Annotated in this window: 4 protein-coding genes; 3 read left to right on the top strand and 1 reads right to left on the bottom strand. The window is 71.8% G+C overall.

The genetic code is table 11. The annotated features are described in order from the left end of the window. Window positions 1-77 precede the first annotated feature (77 nt). The gene (locus tag ACFWE2_RS25150) at window positions 78-152 is read right to left on the bottom strand and encodes a 50S ribosomal protein bL37 (RefSeq protein WP_156968370.1); all 75 of its coding nucleotides are present in this window, start codon (window positions 150-152) and stop codon (window positions 78-80) included. Between the two features lie 176 nt (window positions 153-328). On the opposite strand from ACFWE2_RS25150, the gene ACFWE2_RS25145 reads away from it, so the two are divergent. The 3 genes from ACFWE2_RS25145 (at window position 329) to ACFWE2_RS25135 (ending at window position 2,740) form a co-directional block, all read left to right on the top strand. Further along, the gene (locus ACFWE2_RS25145) at window positions 329-1,195 is read left to right on the top strand and encodes a DUF4097 family beta strand repeat-containing protein (protein WP_377226936.1); all 867 of its coding nucleotides are present in this window, start codon (window positions 329-331) and stop codon (window positions 1,193-1,195) included. Beyond that, entirely contained in the window at window positions 1,195-1,881 is a 687-nt protein-coding gene (locus ACFWE2_RS25140; RefSeq protein ID WP_377226935.1) for a PadR family transcriptional regulator, read from the top strand. Before ACFWE2_RS25145 ends, ACFWE2_RS25140 begins: the two co-directional genes overlap by 1 nt. 61 nt (window positions 1,882-1,942) lie before the next feature. Beyond that, window positions 1,943-2,740, top strand: a complete 798-nt coding sequence (locus ACFWE2_RS25135; protein ID WP_377226934.1) for a hypothetical protein — start codon at window positions 1,943-1,945, stop codon at window positions 2,738-2,740. Window positions 2,741-2,794: the final 54 nt, after the last annotated feature.

The following is a 2,794-nucleotide window of genomic DNA, read 5'->3' as shown; positions in this document are numbered from 1 at the left end:
GGACCCCATGGGGTCCCGGCCCTTCGTCATGCCCAGCGGCTGGGCGGCTCACCGTCCTGACGGACGCTCGAGCCGGCTCAGGCGTTGGGACGCTTGCCGTGGTTGGCGGCCGAGCCCTTGCGGCTACGGCGCTTACGACCGCGCTTGCTCATGGGTGTCTCCTGACAGGTGACGGACTGAATGGGTCCATGATCCCACAGATCGTGGGGTTGTCCGGCCGCAAAGGGGTTGCCGGACGAACGGACGCGATATATCGTGACTGGCGAAGACGAGATATATCGCGTTGAGCCAGCGGCGGTCCCAGCCAGTCACGACACCGGAGGAACCCATGAGCGCAGACAGCTGGACCGTCACCGGTCCACAGACCATCGAGCTGGACGGCGTGACCAGCGTCGACGCCCATGTGGTCGACGGCAGGCTCGACATCGTGGCGCACGACGAGCCGGTTGTCCGGGTCGAGGTGCACTCGGTGGAGGGCCGCTCCCTCGAGGTGCGCCTCGAGGCGGGGCGCCTGGTGATCGGGCACGAGAGCGGGCTGTCCGGCTGGGGCTCGTTCATGAAGCGGTTCGCCGACTTCGGCGGAAAGGCCCGCGCCGACATCCACGTGGCGGTACCGGCAGGGACCGCGGTGCGGCTCGGCACGGTCCGCGGCGAGGGCCTGCTCGCGGGTACGACGGCGGGCGCCTCGGCGTCCACCGTCTCCGGGTCGCTGCTGGTCTCCCGCACGGCAGGCGACCTCAAGCTGAACACCGTCTCCGGCGAGGTGACGGTCCGCGACCATGTCGGTGACGTCACGAGCAACACCGTGTCCGCCGACGTCGTCGTGAGCGCGTCCGCCGACTCGGTCACGTCGTCCTCGGTGTCCGGGGACGTGACGTTCGACCTGGTCGACCAGCCGTACTCCGTCCGGGTCAACACCGTGTCCGGGAACATGCTCCTGCGGGTGCCGGACGAACGGGCCGTCGAGGTCTCGGTGCAGAGCGTCAGCGGGCGGGTGACCCTGGGCGGCCTGCAGTTCACCGGCGGCGGTGGTTCGAAGGTCGTCGGCGGCGACCGGTCGGCGGGCCCCGGCGTCATGCACCTGCGGGTGACCGGTGTCTCCGGTGACGTCACGGTGATCGGCGGACCGCAGGACGCGGTCGCCGACGCTCCTTCCGGCACCGTGCCAGCGGACCAGTCGCCCGTGGAGCTGTAGTGCCTCCGGTGTTCGCCCACGGGGAGCTGCGGCTGTACCTCCTGGTGCTGCTCCTGGACGGGCCCCGGCACGGGTACGAGCTCATCACCGAGCTCACCCGGCGCTTCGGCGGTACCTACCGCCCCAGCGCCGGGACCATCTACCCGCGCCTGGCCCGGCTCGAGGAGGAGGGCCTGGTGCGCCGTTCCGTGCCGGGCGCCGGGTACGGGGCCGGCGGGCCGGGCTCGCCAGGAGCCGGCCGCAAGGCCACCTACGAGCTCACCCCGGCCGGCCGCGCGGAGATCGACGCACGTCTCGAGGACGTCAGACGGCTGGAGCGCAGCGTGGCCGAGACGGTGCGCAGCCTGGCGGACGAGGTGCGGGCCGACGTCCGCGACACGATGCGAGGCCTGCGGGCCGAGCTCGCCGCGGCCGCGCAGGAGGTCCGCACCCGGCCGCGCCCGGGTGCCGCGCCCGACCCGCGCCGCACGCAGTCCAACTCCCTGCGGCACGACGCCGAGGCGGTCCTGCAGCGGTTCCGCAACGACGTCCTGGCCGATCTGCGCGAGGCGGACGTCGCCGGTACGGTGTCCGCGCTGACCGTGGAGACGCTCCGCACAGTTCTCGACTCGGCACGTTCCGCGATCCGTGGGACGCTGCCGCACAGCACGACCTCTCCGCCGCGTCGTGCGGACCGAAACCCATGAATGCCATCCGAACTCCACAGCAACCTCCCCAGCAGCTTTCCCCAATGAACGGAGCACAGCGATGACCACCGAGTCCTGGAGCGTGGCCGCCCCGCAGACCATCGAGGTCGGCGGCGCCTCGACCCTGATCGTCCGCCTGACGAACGGCCGGGCGGAGATCGTGGCCGACCCGAACCGCACGTCCGGCGCCCTCGTCGAAGTGATCGAGGTATCGGCGCGGCCGCTGCAGGTCCTCGCCGAGCACGGCAACCTCCGGGTCGCCTACGACTTCCCGGGGCTCGAGGGCTTCGTGGACCGCTTCCGCGGGCTCAAGGACCAGGACGCTGCAGTCGTCAGGGTGACTGTGCCCGCCACGTCGGTGGTGGACGTCGCAACGGTCGGCGCCGAGGTCGTCGTGACCGGGTCGCGGTCCGGCGTCAACGTCAAGACCGCGGGCGGCGCCATCACCGTGACCGGCACCACCGGGTCCGTGACCGCCAAGTCGGGCACGGGCGCGGTCACCGTCGCCGAGCACGCGGGCGACGTATCGGTCTCGACGGTCTCCGGAGCGGCGTCCGTGGTGGGCGCCCTCGGCCGGGTGTCCGTCCAGACGGTGTCCGGTGCGGTGGACGTCACCGCCATCGGCACCACGCCGCTCGTCAACGCCAAGACCGTCTCCGGCCCGGCAGCCGTGCAGCTCGACGCCGGGTCCCCGGTCAACCTCCGTGCGCGCAGCGTCACGGGCAAGGTGGTCATCGACGGGACACAGGCGACGTCCAGCGCGCAGCGCACCGTCGTCGTCGACCACGCGGAGCCGGGCGCGGCGGCGTACATCTCGACCAACACCGTCTCGGGAACGGCCACGATCACCCGCGGCTGAGGTAAGCCGGCGCGACGGTCGGCAGAATGTCAGGTGGTCGGTACCTCGAGGTAC

Source organism: Promicromonospora sp. NPDC060271, from assembly GCF_042726755.1.
Taxonomy (GTDB): Bacteria; Actinomycetota; Actinomycetes; order Actinomycetales; family Cellulomonadaceae; genus Promicromonospora.
Note: the sequence above shows the minus strand (reverse complement) of the source record. Positions and strands in the feature narration are given on the sequence as shown.